General features: G+C 66.2%; 17 protein-coding genes. 8 read left to right on the forward strand and 9 right to left on the reverse strand.

What is annotated here, in order from left to right; translation table 11 throughout:
• Nucleotides 1-44 precede the first annotated feature (44 nt).
• The 5 genes from HUT07_RS03785 to HUT07_RS03805 form a co-directional block, all read right to left on the reverse strand.
• The gene (locus HUT07_RS03785) at nt 45-1,346 is read right to left on the reverse strand and encodes an OmpA family protein (RefSeq protein WP_176019801.1); all 1,302 of its coding nucleotides are present in this window, start codon (nt 1,344-1,346) and stop codon (nt 45-47) included.
• Nucleotides 1,347-1,740: 394 nt separating this feature from the next.
• Nucleotides 1,741-3,105 (reverse strand): alpha,alpha-trehalose-phosphate synthase (UDP-forming), encoded by a 1,365-nt coding sequence (otsA, locus tag HUT07_RS03790; RefSeq protein ID WP_176019802.1) that lies wholly within the window; start codon nt 3,103-3,105, stop codon nt 1,741-1,743.
• Entirely contained in the window at nt 3,102-4,883 is a 1,782-nt protein-coding gene (locus HUT07_RS03795; RefSeq protein WP_176019803.1) for a glycoside hydrolase family 15 protein, read from the reverse strand. Before HUT07_RS03795 ends, otsA begins: the two co-directional genes overlap by 4 nt.
• 38 nt (nt 4,884-4,921) lie before the next feature.
• Nucleotides 4,922-5,680, reverse strand: a complete 759-nt coding sequence (otsB, locus tag HUT07_RS03800; RefSeq protein WP_176019804.1) for a trehalose-phosphatase — start codon at nt 5,678-5,680, stop codon at nt 4,922-4,924.
• Between the two features lie 197 nt (nt 5,681-5,877).
• Entirely contained in the window at nt 5,878-8,310 is a 2,433-nt protein-coding gene (locus HUT07_RS03805; protein ID WP_176019805.1) for a TonB-dependent receptor, read from the reverse strand.
• A 241-nt stretch (nt 8,311-8,551) separates the two neighbouring features.
• Here HUT07_RS03805 and HUT07_RS03810 point away from each other — a divergent pair, with 241 nt between their 5' ends.
• The 4 genes from HUT07_RS03810 (at nt 8,552) to HUT07_RS03825 (ending at nt 14,107) form a co-directional block, all read left to right on the forward strand.
• On the forward strand, nt 8,552-9,028 hold the full coding sequence (locus HUT07_RS03810; RefSeq protein ID WP_165377925.1) for a DUF3574 domain-containing protein: 477 nt from the start codon (nt 8,552-8,554) through the stop codon (nt 9,026-9,028).
• Nucleotides 9,029-9,064: 36 nt separating this feature from the next.
• Nucleotides 9,065-9,922, forward strand: coding sequence for an SH3 domain-containing protein (locus HUT07_RS03815; RefSeq protein WP_176019806.1), 858 nt, complete (start codon nt 9,065-9,067; stop codon nt 9,920-9,922).
• Between the two features lie 109 nt (nt 9,923-10,031).
• A complete protein-coding gene (locus HUT07_RS03820) occupies nt 10,032-11,750 on the forward strand; it encodes a thiamine pyrophosphate-dependent enzyme (protein WP_176019807.1) in 1,719 nt (572 codons plus the stop codon).
• Nucleotides 11,751-12,502: 752 nt separating this feature from the next.
• Nucleotides 12,503-14,107 carry a hypothetical protein gene (locus HUT07_RS03825; RefSeq protein WP_176019808.1) on the forward strand — a complete coding sequence of 535 codons (1,605 nt, stop codon included), beginning with the start codon at nt 12,503-12,505 and terminating at the stop codon, nt 14,105-14,107.
• A 139-nt stretch (nt 14,108-14,246) separates the two neighbouring features.
• Here the strand turns inward: HUT07_RS03825 and HUT07_RS03830 are convergent, their stop codons facing one another.
• Nucleotides 14,247-14,957, reverse strand: coding sequence for a glutathione S-transferase (locus HUT07_RS03830; RefSeq protein ID WP_176019809.1), 711 nt, complete (start codon nt 14,955-14,957; stop codon nt 14,247-14,249).
• 149 nt (nt 14,958-15,106) lie between these two features.
• Between HUT07_RS03830 and HUT07_RS03835 the strand changes: the two genes are divergently transcribed.
• Together HUT07_RS03835 and clpB are read left to right on the forward strand one after the other, a co-directional pair.
• Nucleotides 15,107-15,922 carry a DUF3014 domain-containing protein gene (locus HUT07_RS03835; protein ID WP_176019810.1) on the forward strand — a complete coding sequence of 272 codons (816 nt, stop codon included), beginning with the start codon at nt 15,107-15,109 and terminating at the stop codon, nt 15,920-15,922.
• A 181-nt stretch (nt 15,923-16,103) separates the two neighbouring features.
• Nucleotides 16,104-18,689: an ATP-dependent chaperone ClpB gene (gene clpB, locus HUT07_RS03840; RefSeq protein ID WP_176019811.1), complete on the forward strand. Its 2,586-nt coding sequence runs from the start codon at nt 16,104-16,106 to the stop codon at nt 18,687-18,689.
• A gap of 72 nt (nt 18,690-18,761) precedes the next feature.
• Here the strand turns inward: clpB and HUT07_RS03845 are convergent, their stop codons facing one another.
• The 3 genes from HUT07_RS03845 to HUT07_RS03855 all read right to left on the reverse strand — a co-directional run bounded on the left by HUT07_RS03845 (nt 18,762) and on the right by HUT07_RS03855 (nt 21,724).
• A complete protein-coding gene (locus HUT07_RS03845; protein WP_176019812.1) occupies nt 18,762-19,562 on the reverse strand; it encodes a MipA/OmpV family protein in 801 nt (266 codons plus the stop codon).
• A 141-nt stretch (nt 19,563-19,703) separates the two neighbouring features.
• Nucleotides 19,704-20,993 (reverse strand): ATP-binding protein, encoded by a 1,290-nt coding sequence (locus HUT07_RS03850; RefSeq protein ID WP_176019813.1) that lies wholly within the window; start codon nt 20,991-20,993, stop codon nt 19,704-19,706.
• A complete protein-coding gene (locus tag HUT07_RS03855; RefSeq protein ID WP_176019814.1) occupies nt 20,990-21,724 on the reverse strand; it encodes a response regulator transcription factor in 735 nt (244 codons plus the stop codon). Before HUT07_RS03855 ends, HUT07_RS03850 begins: the two co-directional genes overlap by 4 nt.
• Nucleotides 21,725-21,904: 180 nt before the next feature.
• On the opposite strand from HUT07_RS03855, the gene HUT07_RS03860 reads away from it, so the two are divergent.
• On the forward strand, nt 21,905-23,191 hold the full coding sequence (locus tag HUT07_RS03860) for an aminotransferase class V-fold PLP-dependent enzyme (RefSeq protein ID WP_176019815.1): 1,287 nt from the start codon (nt 21,905-21,907) through the stop codon (nt 23,189-23,191).
• An 84-nt stretch (nt 23,192-23,275) separates the two neighbouring features.
• On the forward strand, nt 23,276-24,163 hold the full coding sequence (locus HUT07_RS03865) for a GyrI-like domain-containing protein (RefSeq protein WP_176019816.1): 888 nt from the start codon (nt 23,276-23,278) through the stop codon (nt 24,161-24,163).
• Nucleotides 24,164-24,172 lie beyond the last annotated feature (9 nt).

Consider the following 24,172-nt stretch of genomic DNA (forward strand, 5'->3'; position numbering starts at 1 on the left):
GGCGCGACTTGCTGCTACCGCCTGTGCTGGCACGGGGCGCGGCGTTACTGCAGCGTCCTGTAGGTAACGCGCCGATTGCGGGCGCGCCCCTCTTCGCTGCGGTTGTCGGCCACGGGATGATCGTGACCATAGCCCGCTGGTACCAGCACGTCGGCAGCAACACCGTGCTCCTGCAGTGCCTGGGCGAGTGCGTCCGCACGTAGCTGGCTGAGCTGCCGGTTGCCCTCGGTGCTGCCCGCGCTGTCGGTGTGTGCGGCCACTTCCACCCGTGACCCGGCTGGCACGCCGCGCAGTGCAGCGGCTACCGCGGTCAGGGTCTGCCGGGAGTCACCGGTCAGTTCGGTGGAACCGGGCTGGAACTTCAGGGTGGTCAGGTTCAGCGCGTTGATGCGCTGCGCTGCGTCGGCGTCTGCCGGCAACTGCGCCAGTGCAGCCAGCCCCGGGCCCCACAGGCCACTCATTTCCAAGGCGGAGAAGTCCTGGCGCAGTTGCCTTGAAATGGCCAGCCGCTGTGCGTCGCCCATGCCCGAGGTGTCGATCCGCAGCTGCGGCCCCTCGAATGCCAGCTGCAGGCCATCACCGCGCAGTACGGGCAGATCGTCGATCAGGCGGTCCAGCCAAGGAGCGGGACGCGCACGTGGGTCCAGACTGATGCTGCCGTGCAGATTCTGCCGACCATGCACGGCCGACAGTGCATTCCAGACGCGGCGACGGTCTGTTTCGCGGGGCAGGTTGCCCTCTACCTGCATCTGCGTGCCCTGCTGATGCAGCGACAGCCGTGCGTCGTGTTCGCGTGGAATCTCCTGCGCCGTCCACAGCGGCGTGCGCGCCTTCAGCTGGAGCCAGGCGGTGACAGCCAGCACCGCCACCACGGCCAGCGTCCACAGCAGGCTGCGCAGTGCCATGCCATACATGGCGCGGGAGGCGGCTCCGCCAGTGATGAGCGGGCGTGGCGTGGCGAGGCGGGCGCGCCGGGTCGGGGGTGTCGAGGGATCCAGACCGGTCGGCGAGGACAACAGGCCAACCACACCGGGCAGCAGATGGCAGGCCACCACTCGGAATGCGCCAGGGGACATGCCGCTGCGGTGCGCGATCATCGCCAGAGTGTGGGCACCGAGCGCTCGTTCCAGTTCACTGGCGACGATCGGCAACGCCAGCCGCGTGGGATGACGCCAGGAGTGGAAGCGGGCGCCCAGGCCCACCTGCTCGAACTGCTGCTGCAGACCGTCCAGCCCCTGTGGGTGCGAGTCGACCCACGCGGTGATCACCCTGACCACCCAGCGGGCGCGGTGGCCCAGTTCGAAGCGAATTGCGGCGTCTTCGATGAAACGGTTGTAAGCAGACATGCGGTGAATCCCCAGGAGTTGATGAGCACGCCACTTCGCGGACAGCGCCGTGGCGGAGCGCGATGGCTCTGGGGGCGTCACTCTGGGCAGTGCGCGTCAACGCCAAATGAAATAAGTGGGCCCAGCGCGGTTTCGTTTGCAGCCGCACGCGATGGCGCGGCACAAGCCGAAGACGCAAGGCCTTGTGCGAAGGTGGGTTTACAGCCGCGCCGTGCTGATTGCGACATCTCTTGGCGAGGGTTGCGCGCTCGGGGAAAAGGTTTCAATCGGAAACGATTTAGGGCTGAAAGCGACAATCCGTACACATGCGAAAACCGTTTGAACCGTGTCCACAACGAAGAAGCGCCGGGCAGGACCGGCGCTGTGAGGGCAGCGATAGCGATGCAAGAGGGGATCAGCCCTCCAACGCCTCCAGGTAGCTACGCCGCCAGTGGTTGATGTCGTACGTGCGCAGATGTTCCATCATGGCCTGCCAGCGCTCCTTGCGCCTGCGCAGAGACATCGTGGCGGCGGTGGCGATGGCATCGGCCACACCGTCCAGGTCGTGCGGATTGACCAGCAGCGCCTGCTTCAGTTCATCGGCCGCGCCGGCCAGCAGGGACAGCACCAGTACACCGGGATCTTCCGGGTCCTGCGAGGCGACGTACTCCTTGGCCACCAGGTTCATGCCATCGCGCAACGGGGTGACCAGGCCGACAGCGGCGGCGCGGTAGAAGCCGGTCAGGGTGGCGTGGGTGAAGTTCTGGTTGACGTAGCGCAGCGGAGTCCAATCGGGTTCGGCGTGGCCACCATTGATGTGGCCGGCGATCTGCTCCAGCTGGCTGCGCAGTTGCCGGTACTCGGTGACATCGCCGCGCGAGACCGGGGCGATCTGCAGGTAGGTGAGCGACCCGCGCTGGTCGGGATGGCGCTGCAGGTAGCGTTCGAAGCCGAGGAAGCGCTCGGGCAGGCCCTTGGAATAGTCCAGGCGATCCACGCCGATGGCGAGCTGGCGGTCACGCAGGCTGCTGCGCAGGTTCTTCACGGCGGCCTTGCTGGCGGCGGTGCTGGCCTGGCGCGCGATCAGTTCGGTGTCGATGCCGATCGGGAACGCCGCGGCACGGAAGTGGCGTCCGCCGGGCGCTTCGAGGTTGCCGTTGTCGAGTACGCGGCCACCGCCGAACAGCCGTAGATAGGTCTGGAAGCGATCGGCATCGCGCTGGGTCTGGAAGCCGACCAGGTCATAGGCGTACAGCGCGGAGAACAGCCGCAGATGGTCGGGCATGGCCTGCAGCAGATCAGCCGAGGGCATCGGGATGTGCAGGAAGAAGCCAATGCGGCAGCCGATGCCGCGCTCGCGCAGCATCGCGCCGAGCGGAATCAGGTGGTAGTCGTGGATCCAGACGATGTCGTCTTCGCGCAGCAGCGGCGCCAGCTTGTCGGCGAACAGGGCGTTGACCCTGTGGTAGGTCTCGCGCGTACCACGGTCGTAGTCGACCAGGTCCAGGCGGAAGTGCAGCAGGGGCCACAAGGTGCGATTGGCGAAGCCGTTGTAGTAGCCGTCCACATCACGCTTGGCCAGGTCCATGGTGACGTACTGGATATCGCCGTCGCGCTGTTCGTGCAGCGTGCCACTGGTCTCGCGCACGCTCTTGCCACTCCAGCCGAACCACAGCCCGCCGCGTTCCTTCAGTGCCGCCAGCAGGCCCACCGCGAGGCCACCGGCGCGGTTCTCACCGGGGACGGCAACGCGGTTGGAAACGATGACAAGACGGCTCACGAGGCCTCCTGCCAGGACCGCGACAGGCGCATGGCCGCGGTGATCAGGCCGACATGCGAGTAGGTCTGCGGGAAGTTGCCCCAGGCCTCACCCCCGTCGAAGGCAAGGTCCTCGGACAGCAGGCCCAGATGGTTGCGTTGCCGCAGCAGCGCCTCGAACATCTCGCGCGCTTCATCCATGCGGCCGATGGCAGCGAGCGCGTCGATGTACCAGAACGTGCAGATGGTGAAGCTGGTTTCCGGCTCGCCGAAATCATCCGGCGCGATGTAGCGGTACAGCGCGTTGCCATGCTTGAGGTCGCGGCCGATGGCCTCGACGGTGGCGACGAAACGTGCATCGTTGGCATCGATGAAGCCGATGTCGGCCAGCAACAGCAGCGAGGCGTCGAGGCGATGGCCATCGAAGGTGTCGGTGAAGTGACCGAGTTCCTCGCTCCAGGCTTTTTCCATGATGCGCGCGTGGATGGTGTCGGCACGCTCGCGCCAGTACCGCGCGCGGTCATCACGCTTCAGGCGCACGGCGATCTTGCACAGGCGGTCGCACGCCGCCCAGCACATGGCGCTGGTGTAGGTATGTACTTCGGTACGTCCGCGGAATTCCCACAGGCCCGCATCGGGCACGTCGTGCAGGGCGAAAGCCTGTTCGCCCAGCGGTTCCAGCCGAGCGAAGGTGTGGCTGTCGCCCGGATCCTGCAGGCGGCGGTCGAAGAACAACTGGGTGGAGGCCAGCACCACGCTGCCGTAGACATCGTGTTGGCGCTGCACCCAGGCCAGATTGCCGCGCCGTACCGGGCCCATGCCGCGGTAGCCGGACAGGCTGGGGACTTCATCCTCGTCCAGCTTGGCTTCGAAACCGATGCCGTACAGCGGCTGCAGGGTGCCGTCGGTGGTAGCCAGGTTGAAGATGTAGCCGAGGAACTGCTCCATCGTGCGCGTGGCGCCCAAGCGGTTCAACGCGCGCACCACGAAGGCGGCATCGCGCAGCCAGCAGTAGCGGTAGTCCCAGTTGCGCACGCTGCCGGGCGCTTCCGGAATCGAGGTGGTCATCGCCGCGATGATCGCGCCGCTGTCCTCGTACTGGCACAGCTTCAAGGTGATCGCACTGCGGATCACCGCGTCCTGCCATTCCAGCGGGATGGACAGATACCGCACCCATTCGCGCCAATAGTCGCGGGTGCGCTGGAAGGCTTCCTGCACATAGCCGCTGATGGAACGGTTGAGCGATTCATCCACACCCAGGATCAGGTGGATGGGATGGTTGAGCACGAACGGCAGGCCATCGCGCACGAAGCGCACCGGGACGTCGGTGGTCAGGCGCAGCACATGCTCGGGCAGGATCCAGCGCACGTGGTTGCTGCCCCAGGTGGACTCGGGAACGCGCGCGCCCCAGTCGGCCAGTGGCCGTGCACGGATCACGATGCGCGGGCTGCCGGACAACGGACGCACCTGGCGGATCAGGCTCACCGGCCGATAGAAACGGTCGTTCTGGCGCCAGCGCGGGGCGAAGTCGAGGATTTCCAGCGCACCGCCATGCGCATCGCGCAGCACGGTGCGCAGGATCGCGGTGTTGGTCAGGTACTCCTGCTCGCTGTCGGCGAAGTCTTCCAGCTCGATGGCGAAGTCGCCGCCGGTCTGCTGGTTGGGGCTGAGCAGGGCACAGAAGGTCGGGTCGCCGTCGAAGGTTGGCAGGCAACTCCAGACAACACGGGCGTGTTTGTCGACCAGGGCGCCGAAGCTGCCGTTGCCGACCACGCCCAGATCAAGATCGGGTTGGGTCATCACGCGGTACATCTCGGTTGCGGCCGTGGGGGCCGGGGTCAATACGCATTCTCACGCAGCCAGGCGTGCACGCTGCGTATGTCGGGCAGCGCGAACACCGCCGCGCTCTGTTCACGTTCGCCGATCAGCACGCTCCAGCCATGCAGGCCATTGGCCGCATCGAAGCCGAATTCATCGGTGAGGTCATCGCCGAGGAACACCGGCAGACGCCCACGGAACGGCAGGTACTGCATCAGCCGGCGTACGGCCCGGCCCTTGTTGGTCGCCACCGGCACGAATTCGACCACATGGTCGCCCGGTTGCAGGCGGTAGCTGGCCCGGCCGCGCACGTGGCGGTCAGCAAAGGCACGCACGTCGTCGGCCGCATGCGGTGCACCACGCCAGTGCAGGGCCAGTCCTACGCCCTTGTTCTCGACCAGTACGCCGGGGTGGCCATGGGCGAATCGCATGGCTTGCTGATGAAGCGCATGCAGCCAGTCGGCGGTGTCATCGCCATGCTCATCGCGTATCACGTGTCCGTCCTGCGCACGCAGCTCGTGACCATGCAGGCCCGCGGCAGGAAGCTTGAGCGGTGCGAACAACTGGTCCAGCTGTTCAAGCGGGCGACCACTGACCAGTGCCACTGCACCTTCCAGTCGATCGCTGATGCGGCCGATGGCTTCACGCACATCGGGGAGAAGCTGCACGGCGTCGGGGCGTGCAGCGAATTCGATCAGGGTGCCATCCACATCGAGGAACAACGCGCAGGCATCGTCCAGCAATGGAGGTGGCGGACGCAGGGGGAGCGGTTCAGCCATGTCCACCACCATGCCAGCGTCGGCGTGTACGTGGGGTCGAGGTCAGGCTACGGATTGGGGTAGTGCCGGCTGGTGCGGACCAACGGTCCGCACCCACCCGCAGGGACCCATGGCGTCCCAGTGGGTGCCGACCGTTGGTCGGCATGCTGTGCGGACCAACGGTCCGCACCCACCCAAGGCAATCACACCCAGAGCAATCAGAACGTGTAACGCACGCGCCCGTAGTAGTACGCGCCGTTGCTGCCGATCGGTGACAGCACGTCGTAGGGCAGGTTGCCGAAGTAATGGATGTCCTCGTTGGAGCGATCCGGGTAGTTGTCGGTCAGGTTCTGCCCGCCGATGGCCACGCTCCACTGCGGCGTGATGCGGTACTCCACTTCCGCATCCAGCTGCCACTCGGCCTGGTAGGTCTGGCGCGGAATGTAGCCATCGCCGAAGTTGAATACGCGGGTGGCACTGCCGTAGCGGTTCACGCGGCTGCTCAGGGACCAGTGGTCGTTGCTCCAGGCGGCCGAGAAACCGGCGCGGCTGCGCGGGGTGGCATCGGTGAGCGTATTGGTCTCTTCAATGCCGAACAGCACGTAGTCCGCGTCCAGCGCCTGCAGCTGGGCCGGGGTGGCCAGCACGTTCTTCAGCGTGGTCTTGGTGTAAGCGTAGGTGCCGGTCAGCAGCAGCTGCCCATCGCCCAGTGCCTGGCGCCAGTTGGTCACCAGTTCGGCACCGCGGGTGCGGGTATCGGCGGCGTTGACGAAGAAGCTGGCGCTCTGCAGCCCGGTGACACCGTAGTTGGCGGCCACGAAGTCGGTCAGTGCATCGCCGGTGATGCTTTCCGACAGCGCGATGCGGTCGTCGATATCGATCTGGAAGAAGTCCAGCGACAGGTCGAAATGCTCACCGATGCGGCTGGTGAAGCCCAGCGAAGTATTGAGCGACTTCTCAGGCTTCAGGTCCTGCGCACCCAGGCCGCGGGCGATCGGGTTGTTGACCGAGAGCAGGCGACCCTGCACCAGCTGGCCACCGGCGTTGTACCCGGTGGAGGTGGATTCGTAGCCGATCTGCGCCAGCGACGGCGCACGGAAATTGTTGGAGATCGCGCCGCGCAGGGCGAATGCGGGGGTGAATTCGTAGCGCAGGCCGAGCTTGCCGGTCAGCTCGCCGCCGAAGTCATCGCTGTGTTCGTAGCGCGCCGCCAGATCGGTGGAGAATTTTTCGCCGAACTGGCTGGACAGGCTGGCGTAGGCGCTGGCCACATCACGCGACAGGGTGGCCGCGTCCTGCGGGGTCAGACCGCCACCTGCCTGCGAGCCAGTGGGACGATCGGTGTACGGGCCGGCGGCGTAGCTGGCCGGGTCGCCCGGACGCGTCTGGTAGCGCTCGTGGCGGGCTTCCGCACCGAAGCCCAGGGTGTGGCTGATGCTGTCGGACTGGGAGAACACGCGGCTCAGATCGAAGTTGCCTACGGTCTGTGCGTACTCGTAGTCGGCGGTCTTGAAGCGGGTCGGGCTGGTCGGGCCCAGCGAGGCGTTGAGCGAGTCGCGCAGGCGGTACGTGAAGTCGTTCTGGCCATAATCCAGGCTGCCGTCGTAAGCCCATTCGCCCCACTGGCCGCGCACACCGGCCACCGCCTGCACGTCGCGGTTCTCGCCTTCGGAGATCGGCCGGTAGCCGTTGGGGTAGACCTGCTTCCAGTTGGCATCGCCGTCGGGGTAGCGGAAGTAGTTCGCGCCTTCGGTGTCACGCTGGTTGAAGGTGCCGAACGCATAGAACGTCGCGGTCTTGCCAACCGGAATCTCGGTGTTCAGCCACAGGTTGATGTCCTTGCTGGCGCCATCACCGAGCACGTAGTTGCGCTTGCCCTGCAGGGCAAGATTGGCCTCGGTCTGGTCCCACGGCGGAATCTGGTCGAAACCGGCGCGGTTGGTACCGTTGCGCTTCTTGTACTCCAGGCCCACGCGCAGGAAGCCACCGTCCTCGCCCAGCGAGGTGCCGACCTTGGCGCTGATGTTGCCGGTCTGGCCGTCGGTGAGGGTACGCCCGATCGGCTTGAGATCGGTGTGGTTGGCGCCGTAGCTGGCTTCGATCTCGCCGCCGTCGCCGCCGTTGTCGAGGATCACGTTGATCACGCCGGCCACCGCATCGGAGCCGTACAGCGCACCGGCGCCATCGCGCAGCACTTCGATGCGCTTGATCGCGCTGACCGGAATCGAATTGAAGTCGACCGGGGTGGTGCCCTTGCCGATCTTGCTGTCAGTGTTGACCAGCGCGGTGTGGTGGCGGCGCTTGCCGTTGATCAGCACCAGCACCTGGTCCGGCGACAGGCCACGCAACTGGGCGGCGCGCACGTGGTCGGCGCCGCCGGAGTTGGACTGGCGCGGGAAGTTGAACGAGGGCAGCAGGGCCTGCAGGGCGCTGCCGAGCTCGCCATTGACCACGCCGGCCTTGCGGATGTCCTCGGCGGTCAACACGTCCACCGGCGACGTGGATTCAAGCACGGTGCGGTCGGCAGCGCGGGTGCCGGTGACGATCACCGTGTCCAGGTTGGTGGCGGCGTCCTGGGCCGAAGCCAGGGCGGGGGACAGCGCGAGCGCGATGGCGAGGCCAAGCGGCGACGCAGACAGGCGGGGGGACATGCGGACTCCAGCAGCAACGACGTGGGGAAGGGGCGGGGCAGATAGTTTCACTTACATCCATCCGGATGAAGCGATATATTATCTTGGCGTGAGGAGGTGGTGCGACGCAAGCCCCGCCTCCCATCGCATCACTTCATGCCCTGCCGGCATGAGGGCATTGGTTGCAGCCGCAACCGAGGCGCAGGTGTACCCTCCGTGCCCCTTCGTCGTGCTTTTTCCTCTTCCCGGAGTGCTGTTCCCGATGAAACACCTTGGCCTTGTCTTCGCTGTGCTGCTGGCCACCAGTGGTTGCGCCAGCCTGTCCTCCAAGGCGCCCAGCGCCTATGCCACCACCGCCGACCTGCAGGGCGACGCCGCGCGGCCGTCCAGTGGCCACGGTTGGGTGCGCAGCGAACTGTACTTCGGCGTGGGCGAAGAGCAGGGCGCCGGTGACCGCCCGCAGGCCGACACCATCAGCGACGCGCAGTGGCGCGCATTCCTGGACAAGGAAGTGACGCCGCGCTTCCCGGATGGGCTGACCGTGTTCGATGCCTACGGTCAGTGGCTGTTCCGTGGCGATGCCGCGCCCAACCGCCTGCGCACCAAGGTGCTGGTGGTGCTGCACGAGGACAGCCCGCAGCGCCGTGCCGACATCGAAGCGATCCGGCTGGCGTGGAAGCAGCAGACCAAGCACCAGTCGGTGTTGTGGTCACGGCAGCCGGTTGACGTATCGTTCTGACCCAGAGGTGCCATAGTGGCGCTACAGGGAATGACGATGAAACCCAGGGATGTGCTGTTGGGCGTGATGCTGGCCGGCGTGTTGGCGCCCGTGGCGCAGGCGCAGGATGAGGGCCGGGGCTCGCTACGGTTTTCGCCGGCAGCGGGCGTGCAGGCAACGGCTGAGGTGCAGGAGGACGGCATGCTTGCCGTGCAACTGCAGCCTGCCGGGAAGCGCCAGCACCTGCCCGGCGCGCCGGATGCTGATGGAAATTCGCGTCTGAGTGCCGAGGACATTGATTTCGATGGACACCCTGAACTGGTCGCGCGGGCATCGGTGGGCATGGTCAACGAGGCGGTTGCGGCCTATCGGTTCGACGCGCGGAGTGGCGAATTCCGCGCGCTGAAGGCGGTGACCCATGGCAAGGACAGTTGCGGCGACCTGATGGGGCTGAGCGTGGACGCGGCCACCCGCACGCTGACCAGCAGCTGCCGCAGTGGGCCGATGTGGTACACCGACCAGTACCGGTTTGCAGGTACGCAGCTCTATCTGTACCGCGCCGAGAACGTACTGATGCTGGGCGATACGCTGAACGCTGCCCTGCACTGGGTGCAGACCGACGAGCAGGGCCCGCTTGCGGTGTGGCGCAGCTACGATGCGGCCGGTCGTGTGCTGGAGAGCGCCATCGCCGATGGCCTGGGTGCACCGCCCGACGGGCCTCTGCGTGGTCAACAGGCTTCCGTGCTGGCGGCGCGCCTGTTCCTGTTCGATCAGCCCGGTGCGTCCAGCACCAAGCGCTATCTGGTGCAGGGCGATCGCGTGGAGATGCTCGATGAGCAGAACGGTTGGGTGAAGCTGCGTTACCGCAATCCGAAACAGGGCGCGATTGAGGGCTGGATCAACGTCAACGATTGACGGCAGCCCCGCCCGGAGTTTGCACAACAAGGCGATCAGCCTCTTGCCCACGGGAACATCACTTCGCCGGGTCTAGCCTCGGGTTTCCCCCGAACCAGGCTGCAGCACCATGAGCAAGCGCGTTGCCGAGATCGTCGTCGATACATTGCAGCAGGCGGGCGTCCGCCGCTGTTATGGCATCGTCGGCGACACCCTGAACCACGTCACCGACGCACTGCATCGCAGTGAAATTGAGTGGGTGCATGTGCGCCACGAAGAGGTCGCCGCGTTCGCGGCCGGTGCCGATTCATTGATCAGTGGCCAGCTGACCGCCTGCGCCGGCTCCTGCGGCCCCGGTGGCCTGCACTTCATCAACGGCGTGTTCGAGAGCAACCGCAATCGTGCGCCGATGGTGCTGATCGCCAGCCAGGTGGTGACCAGCGAGCTGGGCATGGAATTCCCGCAGGAAGTGGACTTCAAGGCGGTGTACGCCAGCTGTTCGGTGTTCTGCGAGCAGGTGCACAGTGCCGAACAGGCGCGACGCGTGGTGACACTGGCCTGCCAGGCGGCGATCAGCCGGCGTGGTGTAGCAGTGGTGATCCTGCCGGCCGACATCAGCGAAGCGGAAGTGAAGCACGATGTGCCGTTCTCGGTGCATTACACCCAGCCGGTGCTGCGCCCGTCCGATTCTGAACTGCAGCAGATTGCCCAACTGCTGGGGCAGGGCAAGCGTATCGGCATCTATGCCGGCGCCGGTTGCCAGGGCGCCCATGCGCAGTTGCTGGAACTGGCGCGGCGCCTGCAGGCACCGGTGGCGCACACCTCGCGTGCGAAGGATTTCGTCGAACCGGACAACCCGTACAACATGGGAATGACCGGCGTCTTCGGCATCGAATCCGGGTTCCATACGTTGATGGAGTGCGACACGTTGCTGCTGCTCGGCGCGGATTTTGCCTGGGGCCAGTTCTACCCGGACAAGGCCACGATCATCCAGGTCGACCGTGATGGCAGCCACCTCGGCCGTCGCCACCCGGTGAACCTGGGCGTGGTTGGTGATATCGCGCCGACGCTGGATGCACTGCTGCCGATGCTGCCTCCGCGCGAGGACAGCAGCTTCCTGGACGAGTGCATCGAGCACCGCGACAAGGCGCTGAAGAAGCGCGAACAGGAAGAGCAGCCGGGTGAAGGCGAACTGATCCATCCGCAGCACTTGACCGCGCTGCTGTCGAAGTACGCCACCGACGATGCGCTGTTCACCGCTGACGGTGGCTCGCCGATGGTGTGGGTGCTGCGGCACATCCGGGTGAACGGCAGGCGCCGTACCTTGACCAGCCTGCTGCACGGCACGATGGCCAATGCGATGCCGCAGGCACTGGGTCTGCAGAAGGCGTTCCCGGGGCGGCAGGTGATCTCGCTGTCCGGCGACGGCGGGCTGGCGATGCTGCTGGGCGATCTGCTGACGGCGGTGCAGGAGGATCTTCCGATCAAGGTGGTGGTGTTCAACAACGGCTCACTGAATTTCGTCGAGCTGGAGCAGAAGGTGGAAGGCCTGCTGGACAACTACACCGACCTGAAGAATCCGGACTTTGGCCGGTTGGCCGAGGTGATCGGCTTCCATGGCCGCACGGTGACCCGTAGCGAGGATCTGGAAGAAGCGGTGCAGGATTTCCTGGCCCAGCGTGGTCCGGCGCTGCTGGACGTGCATACCAGCCGCGCGGAACTGGTGATGCCGCCGCAGATCGAGGCCAAGCAGGTGGCGGGCACGGCGTTGTATGCGGCCAAGGCGGTGCTGAGCGGTCGCATCGACGACGTGAAGCATCTGCTGGTGGACAATTTCCTGAAGAAGTAGGGGTTGGGTTTGATGCAGGGCTGCGCCCTGCACCCGCCGAGGCCAAAGCAACAGCAACAGCAACAGCAACAGCCGAAGCAACAGCTGAAGCAACAGCAACAGCCGAAGCAACAGCTGAAGCAACAGCAACAGCCGAAGCAACAGCTGAAGCAACAGCAACAGCGGGCATTCCGTGGGATGGCGGGGTGGGTCCGGTTGCGGGGGACGCCGTAAACCCATCCATGGGGGCTTGGCCGCGGCATCCATGCCGCGGACACCCCCGCAACCGGACCCACCCCGCCTTCGACAGAATCCCACGATCTGTCGGAATGGCGTGACCGGTTTCTGGTGGGTGTCGACCTTGGTCGACACGGTAGATCCACGCCATGCGTGGATGCTTCCCGGTATGCCGGCCGCTGGCCGGCAACCAGGCAGATGTCTGCGATCAGGTGCTCGCGAGCGTAGCGACCGGCTCTTGCCTTTGATCTTTTGATTCTCTTCCGTGGCTGGCGCGCGCAGGAAACTGTCAGGGGCCGGGTGGGGTGGGTTGCGCAGGACCGTTGGCGCCATGGATGGCGCCATCGAGCCCCCATGGATGGGTTTACGGCGTGTCCTGCGCAGCCCATCCCGCCCGGGCCACTCCGATAGGCTGCTTTCGGCGACCAGCCACGAGGGGCTCCGCCGTTGGCTGGAACCCATCATTCCACCCGGGAATTGGCGCGCCGGCCCCGCTGGGCCTACCATCGGCGGTCCCCACCCCCACCGCCCCTTCCATGTCCGCTCCCGCTTCCACCGCGCCGCGCCGCTGGTTCGTCGCTGGCGACTTCAATGGCTTCTTCGGCCTGGTCGTCGACAATCTCTCCATCCTCGGCTTCATCGCCATGGCGCTGGTCGGGATGTTCCAGTTCCCCGCCGACGTGGTCTTCGGCCGCATGTTCCCCGGCACCGCCCTGGGCGTGCTGGTCGGCAACCTGCTGTACACCCTGATGGCACGGCGCCTGGCTGCGCGTACCGGGCGCGACGACGTCACCGCCATGCCGCTCGGCCTGGATGCGCCGACCAGCATCGGCATGGCGCTGCTGGTGCTTGGCCCGGCCTTCCTGGCCTTCAAGCAGCAGGGCATGGACCCGCATGCCGCCGCTATCGCCACCTGGCAGCTGGGCATGGCCTCGCTGGTCATCATGGGCGTGCTCAAGCTGATCCTGTCCTTCTTCGGTGAAGCGGTGACCCGCGCGCTGCCGCGTGCCGCGCTGCTGGGCTCCATCGCGGGCATCGCGCTGGTGCTGATGGGGCTGCTACCGCTGCTGGAGACCCTGCGCTCGCCGCTGGTCGGCTTCACCACGCTGGGCCTGCTGCTGTACGTGCTGATCGCAAAGGGCAAGCTGCCGCTGCGCGGCCCGGGCGTGCTGCTGGCGTTCGTGTTCGGTACCGCCCTGTATTACGGGCTTGGCCTGGCCGGGCTGGGTGTGCCCGGCTTCCAGATTCCGGCCTGGGTGCCGCCGCAGGTGGTGCTGCCGCTGCCGACGCTGGGCTTCATCGAGGGCCTGCCCACGGCGATGACCTACCTGCCGCTGCTGCTGCCGTTCGGCCTGCTGATGGTGGTGGGTGGCATCAACGTGTCCGAGAGCGCGCGCGCGGCCGGCGATGACTACCGCACCCGCGACATCCTGCTGGTGGAAGCGGTGGCGACGTTGGTGGCAGGCGTCTGCGGTGGCGTGGCGCAGACCACGCCGTACATCGGCCAACCGGCGTACAAGCACATGGGCGCGCGCAGCGGCTACACCCTGCTGACCGGCCTGTTCGTCGGCATCGGCGGCATGCTCGGCATCATTTCCGGGCTGGTGCAGTGGCTGCCGCTGGCGGTGCTGGCGCCGATCATCGTGTACGTGTCGATCGACATCACCACCCAGGCGTTCCAGGCGACGCCGCGCCAGCATGCCGGTGCGATGGTGCTGGGCTTCCTGCCGTCGGCGGCCTACCTGCTGGCGATCAAGGCGCCGGGCTGGATTCCGGCCGAGCAGATGGGCGCGTTGCTGACCCACGTCGATGGCCATGGCTTGCCAGAGCTGGCGGTGATTTTCGCGCTGGGCAACGGCTTCATCATCACCTCGATGCTGTGGATCGCTACCGTTGCGGCGATGGTCGATGGGCGCCTGCGCCGCGCCTGTGGCTTCCTGCTGGTGGCGGCGGTACTTACATTGTTCGGCCTGATCCATTCGGTGGATCCGCGCGGCGGCATCTACCTGCCGTGGGACCTGCAGGGCCTGGCCCGCGTCATCAGCTGGCAGTTCGCCGGTGCGTATGTGGCGTTGGCCATCCTGTTGGGCCTGCTGTCGCTGCAGAAGCAAGCAGTGAAGCCGCTGGCTGAAAACGACTGATCACGGGTAGTGCCGGCCGCTGGCCGGCACCCTGCTGGGCATCGGTCGGCTTCGGGTACGTTGTAGAGCCGAGCCTGCGCTCGGCTGCTCTGAGCCGAGCATGGCTCGGCTCTACGTGGGAGAGTGGCAGGCGGCGGTATTACCGCTCTGAATCCAGTTCCGGGTAATGCCGGAAGATGCCGTTGGTGTTGAAGGCAAGCCGCCGCTCCGACGCGAGATAGGTGGCGATGTTGGGCCGTTGTTCCACCCGATCCTTCAATGCGCGCAGCAGCGGCAGCGTGGGCCACAACGCCTGCATTCGGCACGGAAACATGTAGTCCAGCCCGCTCAGCATCTGGAACAGTGACAGGTCCACGTAGGAGTGTTCGCGCAGTGGGTGGCGACCGCCGTTGGCCTTCAATACCTGCTCGAAGTAGCCGAGGAACTTCGGCAAGCGCTCGCCACGCATCGCTGTTGCGCGCGCCTTCGCTTCAGTCTTCTGGTCTTCGTAGTACTTCGACGTGGTGATTGGATGATGGGTGTCGTGCACCTCGGCCACCAGATCGGCGATGGTCAGCTGCAACTGCAGCGCCTGCATGCGCCGTGAGGCGGCCTGCGGAACCAGATCCAGCGTCGGGCCAAGGAAATCGAGAATGGCCGCAACCTGTGCGATGACCTGTCGTCCTGCCTTCAGGAACGGTGGCGCGAACGGTTGCGTACCTTCGCTGTGGCCGTCGAGGAACGGCTGCATCACCGCATCGCCGTGCACCCGCGCCATGTCGACATAGTCGGCGCCGGCATCTTCCAACGCCAGCCGCACGAATTCGCCACGGCCCTGGATGCCGGTCCAGTAGTACAGCGCGTACTGCATGAAGGCTTCTCCATCCAACAGGAACAGCAGGGTGGCGCTTGTCGCGCAAAGCAGGCGTGAACCACAACGCCAGCGGAATGGGTGGGGAACCCGCCGGAATCAGGGCAGTCACACCTTGTCCATGCGGGTGAAAAGCGAGGTGCGGCATCATGCAGAGTGCAAAAGCGGTCTGGCCCTGGGTTCTGGGCGTGGTGGTGGTGGGTGGTGCGGGCACATGGTTGTTCCGCGACCAGCTGCAGGGCCTGGCAGACGGCGTTTCGGTGCCGGTGCAATCAACGCCCGCCCGTACCGGCGCACCTTCGCAACCGGCAGCGACCGCAGCGCCGGCGGCACCCCCGATCCAGCATCCACTGGATTCCGAGGCCGCCGCCGACCCGGCGTTGCCGAAACTGGCCGACAGCGATGCTGCTGCCTGGAGCGCATTGAGCCAGCTGTTGCAGGGCGAGGGTGCATTGACTGCGCTGCTGCGCGATCACCTGATCCAGCGGCTGGTCACCCAGGTCGACAACCTGGACAAGACCAGTGTGCCGCCAACCGCGCTGGCCGCACGGCCGCTGCCGGGCAGCCTGCAGGTGGAGCCGACCGACGGTGGCGAACGCATCGCCGCGGGCAATGCGGCGCGCTATGCGCCCTATGTGCAGGCCTTCAGCGCGATGGACCCGACGGCGGCAGCCCTGGCGTACAAGCGCTTCTATCCGTTGATCCAGCAGGCCTACGTCGATCTTGGCAGGCCCGACGGCTATTTCAATGACCGCCTGGTGGCGGTGATCGATCACCTGCTGGATACCCCTGAACTGGCTCAAGCGCCACTGGTGCAGCGTGATGAGCGTGGCCGCTACCGCTTTGCCGACGCCTCCCTGCAGTCGCGCTCGATTGGCCAGAAGGCGCTGCTGCGCATGGACCCGGCGCAGGCGCGGGCGGTCAAGCAGCAGCTGCGGGCGATCCGGGGCGCGATCAGCCGTTGAGCCACGCCCTGTGCGGATCTGATCCGGATCAACGCGCCGACCACACCCTCTCCGGCATGCTGGCCGCAGGCTGACTGGCCTGCGAATGCAGTCGCAGCCACCCTTGAAACGGGGTGGGGCAACCGCATCTTTCCAGCATCGCCGGCGCGGGCCGGCCAACGATGACCGATGAGGTTTCGCAATGCGCATGGACAAGCTCACCTCGCGTTTCCAGCAGGCGTTGGCAGACGCACAGTCGCTGGCGGTAGGCCGCGACAACAGCATCATTGAACCGGTACATGTCTTCAGCGCCCTGCTGGACCAGCAGGGTGGCAGCACTCGACCGTTGCTGGCGCAGGCCGGCGTCAACGTGCCGGTGCTGCGCGAGCGCCTGGACGAAGCGCTTGAAGCGCTGCCGAAGGTGTCCGGCCAGGCCGGCAACCTGTCGATCGGCAACGACCTCAACCGCCTGCTCAACCACACCGACAAGCTGGCACAGCAGCAGGGCGATGCCTTCATCGCCAGCGAGTGGTTCGTGCTGGCCGCACTGGAGGACGGCGGCACGCTGGGCATGGCGCTGCGCGCTGCCGGTGCCGACAAGGCGCGGCTGCAGACTGCCATCGACAAGCTGCGTGGCGGCGAGAACGTGCAGTCGGAGAACGCCGAGGAACAGCGCCAGGCGCTGGAAAAGTACACGATCGATCTGACCGCGCGTGCCGAGAGTGGCAAGCTCGATCCGGTGATTGGCCGTGACGAGGAGATCCGCCGCACCATCCAGGTGCTTCAGCGCCGCACCAAGAACAACCCGGTGCTGATCGGTGAACCCGGCGTGGGCAAAACCGCGATCGTGGAGGGCCTGGCCCAGCGCATCATCAATGACGAAGTGCCCGAAGGCCTGCGCGGCAAGCGCGTGCTGTCATTGGACATGGGCGCGCTGATTGCCGGTGCGAAGTTCCGCGGTGAATTCGAGGAGCGCCTGAAGGGCGTGCTCAACGACCTGGCCAAGAGCGAAGGGCAGATCATCCTGTTCATCGACGAGCTGCACACCATGGTCGGCGCGGGCAAGGCCGACGGTGCGATGGATGCCGGCAACATGCTCAAGCCGGCACTCGCACGCGGTGAACTGCACTGCGTCGGTGCGACCACGCTGGACGAGTACCGCAAGTACATCGAAAAGGATGCCGCATTGGAGCGCCGCTTCCAGAAGGTGTTCGTGGGTGAGCCGACGGTGGAGGACACCATCGCGATCCTGCGTGGCCTGAAGGAAAAGTACGCGGTGCACCACGGGGTGGAAATCACCGACCCGGCCATCGTTGCCGCTGCAACGCTGTCCAACCGCTACATCACCGACCGCCAGCTGCCGGACAAGGCCATCGACCTGATGGACGAAGCCGCTTCGCGCCTGCGCATGGAGATCGACTCCAAGCCGGAGGAGCTGGATCGACTGGAACGTCGTTTGATCCAGCTGAAGATCCAGCGCGAGATGCTGAAGAAGGAAAAGGACGATGCCTCGCGGCAGCGCCTGGCCGATCTGGAAAACGATATCGATGCGCTGGAGCGCGAGTTCTCCGATCTCAACGAAGTCTGGAAGTCGGAGAAGGCCGCGCTGCAGGGCACCACGAAGATCAAGGAGCAGGTCGAGCAGGCCAAGGTTGAACTGGAGTCTGCGCAGCGTCGGCAGGATTTCGCCCGCATGAGCGAGATCCAGTACGGCGTGCTGCCGCAGCTGGAAAAGCAGCTGGCGGCCGCACAGGAAGTGGAGAACCACGACTTCAAGCTGGTGCAGGACCGGGTCACCGACGAGGAGATCGCCGAGGTCGTCTCGCGTTGGACCGGCATTCCGGTCAACAAGATGCTTGAAGGCGAGCGTGACAAGCTGCTGCGCATGGAAGAGGTGCTGCACAACCGCGTGGTCGGCCAGGAAGAGGCGATCAAGGTGGTGTCCGATGCGGTGCGTCGTTCGCGCGCTGGCTTGTCCGATCCGAACCGACCGGGTGGCTCGTTCCTGTTCCTCGGCCCGACCGGTGTGGGCAAGACCGAGCTGTGCAAGTCACTGGCCGAGTTCCTGTTCGACAGCGCCGACGCGATGATCCGCATCGACATGAGCGAGTTCATGGAGAAGCACAGCGTCGCACGCCTGATCGGTGCGCCCCCGGGCTACGTGGGCTACGAGGAAGGCGGTTACCTGACAGAGGCGGTGCGCCGCCGCCCGTATTCGCTGATCCTGCTGGATGAGGTGGAAAAGGCGCATCCGGATGTGTTCAACATCCTGCTGCAGGTGCTGGACGACGGTCGTCTGACCGACGGCCAGGGCCGCACGGTGGACTTCCGCAATACCGTCATCGTGATGACGTCCAACCTGGGCTCGCACCAGATCCAGGACATGAGTGGCGATGACACGCCGGAAGCCTACACGCAGATGAAGGCGGCGGTGATGGGCGTGGTGCAGGCGCACTTCCGTCCGGAGTTCATCAACCGCCTGGACGACATCGTGGTGTTCCATCCGCTGGACAAGCAGCAGATCAAGCAGATCGCGCGCATCCAGATGCGTGGCCTGGAGAAGCGCTTGGCCGAGCGTGGCCTGAAGCTTGTGGTGTCCGATGCGGCGTTCGATCTGCTCGGCAATGTCGGCTTCGATCCAGTCTACGGTGCGCGTCCGCTGAAGCGTGCGATCCAGGCACAGCTGGAGAATCCGCTGGCGCAGCAGATCCTGTCCGGTGCCTTCGCCAACGGCGACACCATCGAAGTGGGCAACGACGGCGGCCATCTGGTGTTTGCCAAAGCCTGAGCCGAACGGGGCGCTGCATGATCGCAGCGCCCTGTTTCCACACCAGCTGCGCGCGGCGCTTGCCGGCAATGCTCAGAACCGGTGCGTGTACCCGGTCATCAACCCGAACTGGTTGGCCTTCTGCACGATCGGGCTGTCGGCCGCATCGCCCAGCAGGCGGGTGCCTTCCACGGCGATGTACCAGTTGCCGTTGCGACCGGCGCGATGGCTCCATTTCATGCCCAGGCCGGCGCTGACCAGGCCGGCCTTGGGCTTGTGCCGGGCGAAACCGGTGCGTGCGGCCTGGTCAGGGCTGACGCCGTACCAGGTCTGCATGTAGCCGCGGTTGCCGTAGTCGGTGGAGACGCTGCCGCTGACCACGCCACCGGCCAGGTCGAACAACGGCATCTCCAGGTTCAGGTGGATTTGCTGGGTGGCGAGGCCGTTGTCGCCCTTGTCGTCGTCTTTCAGCGTGTACTGCCAGGAACCACTCAGCACCGCCTCACCCAGCGTATAGCCAGCTGCCAGGCCGACCAGGGGCCGGGTACGGATATCGCCCATGCCACGCAGGAAGTCCGAGCCGCCGAGGATCGAGTCCTTCTCGCGGCGGCTGCCGCTGCCGCCGACGTAGGCACGCACGCGGGTGTGTTCGCCGATCGCCGTACCCCAACCCGCACCGCTGGTACCCAGAAACCAGCCGCCCGGCGACGTCACGTCGAAGGACAGTGTAGGGGCGGCCTGGAATTCCTCGCTGCCGCTGTAACGCGGGGCGACACCGCCGCCAGCGGCAAGCTCGAAGGTCCATTGGTCATCCTTGGCATGCGCTGTGGACGTTGCGAACAAGGGCAGCAGGGCCAGGCCAAGCAGGGTGGGAAAACGGCGAAGGTGGGACATGGCAACTCTCTACATTGGGAGGAAACGCAGCGCGCGCATCCGGCGCGTGCTGCAGGGTCGCCAGCGTGGCGGGACGCCAGCGACCAATCCGTCCGCAGTTGTGCGGGAGTTGTAAGCAACTGTAAGCGCGGGCAGCGCCGTTCAGCTGGCAGCCATGGGCCAGTGCATTTCCAGGCGCGCGCCACCGAGGGTCGCGCGTCCCACGCGGAGTTCTCCATGGTGGCGAACCGCGATGCGCCCGGCGATGGCCAGGCCCAGGCCGAAGCCGCCGGTATCACGGCTGCGGCTGTCATCCAGACGGGTGAACGGGCGCAGCACCTTCTCGCGATCGGCTTCGGCGATGCCGGGGCCATCGTCATCCACGCGCAGGCAGGCCTTGCCGGCCACGCTGACCAGTGACACCTCCACGCGGGTGCGTGCATAGCGCATCGCATTGCCGACCAGATTGCTCAGGGCCAGCTGCAGCAGGCGCGGCTCGGCATCCACGCGCGGCAGCGCACTGGGCCACACCTGCAACACCAGGCCCACGCGCTCGGCATCGCGGCGCGCGTCTTCCATGCAGGCCTGCAGCCAGTCGTTCGCCTCGATCCGCTGCAGGGGCTCGGCATCGTTGGGGTGCTCCAGCCGCTCGTACGCCAGCAGCTCGCTGACCAAGCGATTGAGCTCGGCCAGATCGCCATGCAGGCCGGCAGCGAGGTGTGCCCGCCGCGCCGGATCGTTGCTGTCCTGCATCAGATCCAGGCCGAAGGCCAGGCGTGCGATCGGCGTGCGCAGCTCGTGGGAAATGGCATGGGTAAGATCGCGCTGCCGTTGCACCAGTTCGGCCACGCGTGCTGCCATGCGGTTGGAATGCTCGACGATGACCCGGATCTGCGAGCGCGGCGATACCTGGGCTCGCGCCTGCAGATCGCCAGCACCGATGCGGTCGGCATGACCCCGCAGCGCCTCCAGGTCGCGCCACAGCAGGCGTACCCACGCATACAGGCAGGCGCCCACCAGCAGCAGGATGCACAGGTACGCGGCGACGGTCATGTACAGGGTCATCTGCACTTCGCCGGGAAAGCGCAGCTCCAGCCAGCGCCCGTCAGCGCCATCGATGGGCAGCAGGACCTGCTGGTAGCGGTTGCGGACAATGAAGCCGTCCCCGCGCAGGACACTGCGCTCTTCGTCTTCGAGCACCGGCGGTGCATCCAGCAATGACAGCGTGATGCCGTAGTGTGGTTGCCACTGCGCCACACGCTGCTGTTGCTGCACGCGGTCCAGGCCGGTCAGTCCGCTGCGCAACGCGTACACCTGTCCGCGCACCTGTTCGACGAAGACACGTTCCTGCAGGGGCGTGTAGATGCGGTCCAGCAGATGGTTGAGGCTGAACACCGACACCAGCAGGCAGGCACCAGTGACGAACCACAGCCACAGGAACAGGCGCTTCACGCCGACCAGGCCGACGGATTGAACTGGTAACCGCGGCCCCACACGGTCTTGATCCGGCGCGGTTCGCGCGCGTCATCGCCCAGCTTGCGCCGCAGCTTGCCGATGCAGACGTCCACGCTGCGGTCCAGGCCATCAAAGCCGATGCCGCGCGCCGCCTGCAGGATCTGGTCGCGCGAGAGGATCTGCCCGGGTTGGCTGGCCAGCAGCCAGAGGATCTCGAACTCTGTGGTGCCCAGTTCCACCGGCTGCCCATGCAGGTGAACCTCGCGCTGCACGCGATCGATCAGCAGTTGCCCATGCATCAGCCGGCACGGCACACCGGCAGGGCCGCTGCCATGGCGACGGCGCAGCAGCGCACGCAGGCGCGCCAGCAGCAGGCGCGGCTCGATCGGCTTGTGCACGTAGTCATCGGCGCCGGACTCCAGGCCCAGCACCTGTTCGATATCGTCCTCGCATGCCGTCAGCATCAGAATCGGTACATCGGAGAAGCTGCGGATCTGCCGGCACACATCAATGCCACCGAGCCCAGGCAGCATCAGGTCCAGCACCACCAGTTCCGGCGCGTGCTGGCGGCAGGCCGCGCTGGCCAGGTCACCTCGTGGCACGTGCTGCACCGCAAATCCATGTTCGTGCAGGTAGTCGCTGACCAGCTCGGCCAAGCGGCGGTCGTCTTCGACCAGCAGTACCTGGGTCGGGGTGCCGGCGGCGGGAGTCCACGGGGAGGGCTGCATCGGTAGGGCGTCCTTGTCCGGGGCGAAGCGCCCGGCGGCGAAGCCTAGCAACGGCCCATGTCGTCTGCCTGAATCCCGGGCAACCTGATAACCGCCGGTACTGGCGTCATCGCCAGGCGCTCTCAATGGCGGTCGACGGCTGGCCTATGGTGGGGGTTTCCCCGGATGGAGCCTGGCGCAATGAGCGATCCGCAATGGCAACTGGAAACCCTGGCCGTGCACGGCGGCTACCGTCCCGACCCGACCACCCGCGCGGTGGCGGTGCCGATCTACCAGACCGTGGCTTACGCGTTCGATGACACCCAGCACGGGGCGGACCTGTTCGACCTGAAGGTGCCGGGCAACATCTATACGCGCATCATGAACCCCACCACCGACGTGCTGGAGCAGCGCGTGGCGGCGCTGGAAGGGGGCATCGGCGCGTTGGCACTGGCTTCCGGGCAGGCGGCCATCACCTATGCCATCCAGACCATCGCCGAGGCCGGTGACAACATCGTTGCCGCCAGCGCGCTGTATGGCGGCAGCCTCAATCTGCTGGCCCACACACTGCCGCAGTACGGCATCCAGACGCGTTTTGCCGATCCGGCCGACCCGTCGGCGTTCGCTGCCCTGATCGACGAGCGCACCAAGGCCGTGTTCGTCGAATCGATTGGCAACCCGCGCGGCAACGTCACCGACATCGCCGCGATCGCCGAGGTCGCGCATGCCGCCGGTGTGCCGCTGATCGTCGACAACACCGTGGCCACGCCGTTCCTGCTGCGCCCGTTCGAACACGGCGCCGATATCGTGGTGCACTCGCTGACCAAGTACCTTGGCGGCCACGGCACCAGTCTGGGCGGGGCCATCGTCGATTCGGGCCGCTTCGACTGGACGGCACAGCCGCAACGCTTTGCCCGCTTGAACCAACCCGACCCGAGTTATCACGGTGTGGTCTATACGGAAGCGCTCGGCGCGGCGGCCTACATCGGCCGTGCGCGGGTGGTGCCGTTGCGCAATACCGGTGCAGCGTTGTCACCCTTCAATGCGTTCCTGATCCTGCAAGGGATCGAGACCCTGGCCCTGCGCATGGAGCGGATCAACACCAATGCGCTGGCCGTGGCGGAGTACCTGCGCACCCACCCGAAAGTGGCCTGGGTGCGTTATGCCGGGCTGGCCGACGACCCCGAACACGCGGCGGCGCAGCGCTACCTGGGCGGCCATGGCTCCGGCGTGCTGACCTTCGGCTTGCCGGGCGGGCGCGTTGCCGGCGCGCGCTTCCTGGATGCACTGAAACTGTTCACCCGGTTGGTGAACCTGGGGGACGCGAAGTCGCTGGCCACCCATCCGGCGTCGACCACCCATCGCCAGCTCGATGCGGACGAACTGGCCAGGGCCGGGGTCAGCGAGGACACCGTGCGCCTGTCGATCGGCATCGAGCATATCGACGATCTGCGCGCTGACCTGGAACAAGCCCTGGCCGGCACCTGAGGGCAGGCAATCGCGCAGGATCGGTTACGCGCTCGGGCGGCGGATCAGGCAGGATCGCAGCCATGTCCTCGATGGGAGATGGTCATGAAACGGCTTGCAGGCCTGCGCCAGGCGCAGGGAATCGAACGGGTCATCGACCATCTGCAGGCCTGCCTGCGTGAGCAGCAGGCGCTGCCGGATGTAGCCGCACTGGCAACGGTCGCGCATCAGTCGCCCTATCATTTCCAGCGCCTGTACCGGGCGCTGACCGGCGAAAGCCCGGGGCAGACGCTGGATCGACTGCGTCTGCTCAACGCCCTGCAGGCGCTGCAGCAGCCCGACGCAAGCGTCACCGACGCCGCGCTGGCCGCCGGCTACGAGAGTGCGCAGGCGCTGGCGCGGCGCTGTCGCCAGCGCCTGGAGGCTACTCCCAGCGCACTGCGCAATGATCCGGTGTTGCGTGAACACTGGCAGCAGGTATTGGCGCAGTCGCCGGCCGACGTGGACGCAGAGACCGCTGCCCCGTTGAAGGTGGAAGTGCGCGCGCTGCAACCGTTCGAGGTCGTGCTGTTGCGCGCACAGGGTGCTTTCGGTGATCTCGACGCCAGCTTCGGTCGCCTGTTCGAATGGGCGCAGACACACGGCCTGGCCGACGATCTGCTGCATCTGGTGGGCATCGCCATCGATGACCACCGTGACGTACCGGCACGGGCGCACCGCTTCGACTGCGGCATGGGATTCGCCACCGGGTTGCCGCCCCTGTCATCGCCGCTGCGGCGGCAGGCCCTCGGGGTCGGACCGCATGCGGTTGTCCACCATGTCGGCCCCTACGAGCAGCTGCAGGCGGTGGGGGATGCGCTGCTGCGCGACTGGTGGCCGGACAGCGGGCACGCGCTTGCCGATGCGCCTCTGTATTTCCACTTCCTGGATGATCCCGAACAGGTGCCTGCCGACCAGCTGCGCGCCGACGTCTGTCTGCCGCTGGCAGGCTGATAGCCACCG

This window comes from Stenotrophomonas sp. NA06056, from assembly GCF_013364355.1.
Classification (GTDB): Bacteria; Pseudomonadota; Gammaproteobacteria; order Xanthomonadales; family Xanthomonadaceae; genus Stenotrophomonas.